The organism is Chloroflexota bacterium, assembly GCA_026713825.1.
In the GTDB taxonomy this organism is placed as follows: domain Bacteria; phylum Chloroflexota; class Dehalococcoidia; order Lucifugimonadales; family UBA1127; genus UBA1127.
In genome coordinates, this window is the sequence record JAPONS010000028.1 from 1 (window position 1) to 4,507 (window position 4,507).

The following is a 4,507-nucleotide window of genomic DNA, read 5'->3' on the forward strand; positions in this document are numbered from 1 at the left end:
CGTTCCCCGCCCGCGCGGGGATGAACCGGTTGATAGCTAGATCGAACGCAAACCCGACTGGCGTTCCCCGCCCGCGCGGGGATGAACCGATGGTGCGCCGGGCGACACCGGGGCCGGCGGCAGCGTTCCCCGCCCGCGCGGGGATGAACCGTCTGAGGCTGTCCGCACTGGCGAGCTTGCCGGGCGTTCCCCGCCCGCGCGGGGATGAACCGGGGACCGTGATCCACGGACTACGCGGTGCAGAGCGTTCCCCGCCCGCGCGGGGATGAACCGTCGGGGTCGCCCGCGAACGAACCGACGTAGTTGCGTTCCCCGCCCGCGCGGGGATGAACCGCCCACGGGCATCCGGCACTCGGCGCGGCAGATGCGTTCCCCGCCCGCGCGGGGATGAACCGTAGATCGGATCAGGATCGATCAGCTCGGCAAAGCGTTCCCCGCCCGCGCGGGGATGAACCGGGCCGGACGCCCTGGTCAGGCGGTCCGCGAGCGCGTTCCCCGCCCGCGCGGGGATGAACCGACCCACGTTATCCCCGCGCAGGATCTCGGTGTCAATGGCAATCGAAAACTGCACACTTTTTGGAGCACGATGTTCTCGCTAAAGATTCCGAACACACGAGACAGAAACTTCGCTCGGTGGTCAGACCATTGAAACTGGTACCCAGGCTCTTGGAATATGTCTATGAATCGAGATGGCATTGGCCCGGTTCACCTCGCGACACAGGCCGTGAGGGTGACGACCACGAGGGGGATGCACAAGACGTGGCGACTCATGACGGCTATTCCGGGAGGCGCAGTTGCGATGGCACGATACGTTGCGGTGATGGCCAGAGCAGCAGCGCCCCCTTGACCGTCCGGTAGTGCTGGTCCGGCCACGCTTATTCAGCGAACACAGGCATCAGTATGCCTGAAGACTGGAGGACGTGCCCCCCACCAGCTGCGCCGCAAGTGCCGCCCGCGCGGTCGTCGTCCTCTGGAGTCGCTCCCGCCCAGAAGCGTCGAAAACCACGAGATCACGTACGGGGACTCAGGCCACCGTGAGGTCTGCGGCGAGGACAGCCGCCGACGCCGACCGGCTGGCGCACGTCTGATCCTGATCGGTCCGCAGCCGGTGTTCGAGGTGTAGCGCAGTCCCGTTCAGATTGCGGGGTACAACATGGGAAACGCTAACGGGCGACCTGATGTAAGATGTTCCATGTAAATAACTTACGGCGTTACGGTGGCGGACACGCGCAGAACTGGTTGCGGAGTCTGGAGCGCTACGCCTTCCCGCGCATCGGCTCCCGGCCGGTCTCCCAGGTCAACAGCGCCGACGTGCTGGAGATCTTCACGCCGATTTGGCACGTGAAGCCGGAGACGGCGCGGGCTGTACGCCAGAGAATCCGGTCGGTGCTGGAGTGGGCCGTTGCGATGGAGATGCGCATGGACAATCCCTGTGACCGCGTGCTGCCGGTCCTCGGTCAGCAGAGCGACATCGTGCAGCACATGCAGGCGCTGCACCACAAGGACGTAGAAAAGCGGCCGGGCGGTTGAGATTCTCGAGGCCGCGCGCACGCTCGGTGATGGCGTTCTCGTGTTTCCGATGCGGAGCGGACGGCCGATAGCGGCGTCGACGCTACCGAAGATGCTCCGCCAGCACCAGGTCGCGGCCGTGGCGCACGGCTTCCGGTCGAGCTTTAGGGACTGGGCGGCCGAGGAGACGGACCACTCCCGTGAGGTCATCGAGGCGGCGCTGGCGCACGTGGTTCCCAACAAGGTCGAAGCCGCCTACGCGCGGTCGGACCTGTTCGAGCGGCGCAGGCGGCTCATGGACGACTGGTCGGCCTACCTTGCCGGGGCGGGCGCGAGGTCGTGAGGCAGTGCACGAGAACGGCTACGGGATGATCGCCGTAGAACACTGCCGGCCATTGCCGCCCGCACCACGAGGACATGCCGCCGCCGGTCGGCACGAATCAGCCGCTGCGTCGCTGCTCGTCGTCCGGCCCGCGCGCGTGCCGGGGAGCCTTCCAGCATGGATGCATGAGGACGGGAGCGGGGTGGCCTGACACCCCCACCACTGTTTTCCTGACACCCCTCCCCACCTGCGCGTCAGTTTCTCCTCGCCCCCAGCCTCGCCCCCGGCTTCGACCCCGAAGGGGTCCAGACGAAGGGTACGTCCTCACCGGAGGTCGGCCACTTCATCCTTTCTGATCAGGCCCAGATCAAGCCCAATTCGCCAAACCTAACACAAGTGCGTCCGCTCCCCCGTCAACGCCGTGGGGCGTGGCACTCGATGGTGATCGGGGGACGCCCACCCGTCACTCTAGGCCGCGCCGGGGAGACTTCTTCATAGATCCGGCCTGATCCTCTGTCGTAGGCGCGCTGCATGTGGTACACCTCGCGCGCCGAGAAGTCGGACACGTACTCAGGAAGCCAGGACATGAGGTCCCCGCCGTACGTGACGTGGAAGAAGCCCATCGCGTGGGCCACCTCGTGGCGAAGTACAGGCAGGAGCGGGCAGCCCTGGCCAACGGAGTTGAACTCGTCACGCGACAGGGCCTGACTGTTGATCTGCACCAAGCTCTGCGCTGACCCAATCCCCGCCTTCCCGCACAAGTCGGTCCCAAGATCTTCCTCGGGGAGGAATTCGATGGTGATCCTGCTGCCGGAACGCTGGGAGCCGTCCGATATCCGTCCGCCGAACGGCTGCCCCGTGATCTTGGCGACGAGGCTTGGAATTTCCGCCCGAATCTGTTGCACCTTTTCCTCGGAAACGATGCGTTCGTCGTCATCGTCGTGCGTGCGGATATGGAAGTCCGGGCTGCTTGTCGAAAGCACGTAAGACGACCGTTGGTCTAGCGGCGCGCCACACCTGCCGGGCTGGCAGTCGAAGGCGTTAAAGACAAGCTGGTTCCAGAACCAGCGGATGAAGTCCGGGTCAGCGATGGGACTTCCGGCCTCTAGCGTGAAGTCCCTCTCTACGATCAAATCCTGATCTGCATCCTCGCATGAGAACTCCTGCGTCGGCGGTTCGTCGTATCCCTCTGCAGTCACGTCCAAGAAGTAGTGCCCGAAAATATCCGGGATCTCATACCTTCCGTCCGAGCCAGTAGTGGTGCGCCGCTGCTGCCAGGGGTAGGTGGTTGAGGCCGTCACAGCCGCCCCAGCGACCTCACGACCAGCTTGATCACGCACACTGCCAACAACTGTACAGGCGGAGGCAGAAGCTGGCTCCAGCTCGAAGTCCACGGAGAACCGCGGCGGTGGGGACTCCCACCCATGCGAATCTGAGATATAGCCATCCGCGAGGACTCGTACGATGAGGTGGGTGCGCCCGCTGGGGCCACGCTCCAGGGTAATTCCCGTGATCTCGTAGCTGCCGTCCGCTGCCGTCTCCGAGCGTCCGGCCTCAGAAAACGCTGCCCAGTTGTCTTGGACCAGAACAGTGGCGCCCCCGATTCCAGCGCCGCTTTCGGCGTCCGTCACGACACCATAGGCGGTCCGGCCTGCGGGCGTCGGAGTCGTCGGCGTCATAGGGAGCGGAGTTGGAGCCGTTGGAGAGGAGGAACCACCACCACACGCCACTACGACAAGACACAGACAAACACCAACCATCTTCGCAGCGAGAGTCGTCCGCATCAACTCCGCACCGCCATAGACGCCACTCGGTGGGAGCTTCAGTGGGAACCTAATGACGGCGTATGGGATATTCAGGGATTTTCTCAAGGCCTTGGCGAAGCCTCTGAGCGGCTCCGAGTGATAGGAAGACGGAAGCATATAGCTATTGGTCCGTGTTGAGAAAGAGGAGGCAACATGCAACCGAAGCTTACGAGAGTGGCTCTGGACGTTTGCTCTGAAGCACCATCCCAAGCCGTCTGTGGAACGTTTTCAGATCCTCAAGAACCCACTCGGAGCGATGCCGAGTCCCGTCAGGACCGACGAGCACCAACGTCAGTCTTACCGGTGTGCGTTGATACTGCGCTGTGCCTGCTATGTTGCCGCCAAGCGCCGCGCTTCTCACATGAATCCAACCACTTGGGGGTTGGCCTTCGCACATCCCGATCTGGAATGGCCCGCTCCACTGTCAAGGGCAACCGAAAACTGCACACTTTTTGGAGTGCGCCCCTGTGGGTGGACAGGGTCAAGCCGCGGTTTTGACAGGGCGCGGAGTGTGTTGATTCTCGAATTGCACCGGGCTCAGATAGCCTAGCGCAGAGTGCAGTCTGCGGGCGTTGTACACCTCCTCGATGAACCTCGGCAGGTCTGTGCTGACGTCCTCGAACGTCTCGTAGTCGGCCAGGTAGACCGCCTCAACCTTGAGGGTCTTGATCAAGCTCTCCGCCTTGGCGTTGTCGTACGGGTTGCCGCGTCGGCTCATCGACCCGACCAGCCCGTGCGCGGCGAGGAGCTCGCGGTAGCGCGCCGAGGCGTACTGCGATCCCCGGTCCGTGTGGCAAACGCAGCCCGACGGTGGCTGCCGCGAGGCGATCGCGGCATCGAGCGCGGCCACGGCGAGTCGCGCGTCGATGGA

At 64.1% G+C, this 4,507-nt stretch carries 4 protein-coding genes and 1 CRISPR repeat array; of the genes, 2 read left to right on the forward strand and 2 right to left on the reverse strand.

Annotated features, from left to right (window positions below; genetic code table 11):
• A CRISPR array of direct repeats spans window positions 1-517; the repeat unit is 28 nt; unit sequence CGTTCCCCGCCCGCGCGGGGATGAACCG.
• A 722-nt stretch (window positions 518-1,239) separates the two neighbouring features.
• Together OXC99_03615 and OXC99_03620 are read left to right on the forward strand one after the other, a co-directional pair.
• Complete coding sequence (locus OXC99_03615; protein ID MCY4624076.1) at window positions 1,240-1,530, forward strand: hypothetical protein; 291 nt, start codon at window positions 1,240-1,242, stop codon at window positions 1,528-1,530.
• Between the two features lie 49 nt (window positions 1,531-1,579).
• Entirely contained in the window at window positions 1,580-1,852 is a 273-nt protein-coding gene (locus OXC99_03620) for a hypothetical protein (GenBank protein MCY4624077.1), read from the forward strand.
• A gap of 392 nt (window positions 1,853-2,244) precedes the next feature.
• Here the strand turns inward: OXC99_03620 and OXC99_03625 are convergent, their stop codons facing one another.
• Both OXC99_03625 and OXC99_03630 read right to left on the reverse strand, forming a co-directional pair.
• Window positions 2,245-3,462, reverse strand: coding sequence for a carboxypeptidase-like regulatory domain-containing protein (locus tag OXC99_03625; protein ID MCY4624078.1), 1,218 nt, complete (start codon window positions 3,460-3,462; stop codon window positions 2,245-2,247).
• Between the two features lie 655 nt (window positions 3,463-4,117).
• A partial coding sequence (locus OXC99_03630; protein ID MCY4624079.1) for an integrase core domain-containing protein occupies window positions 4,118-4,507 on the reverse strand: 390 nt, incomplete at its 5' end.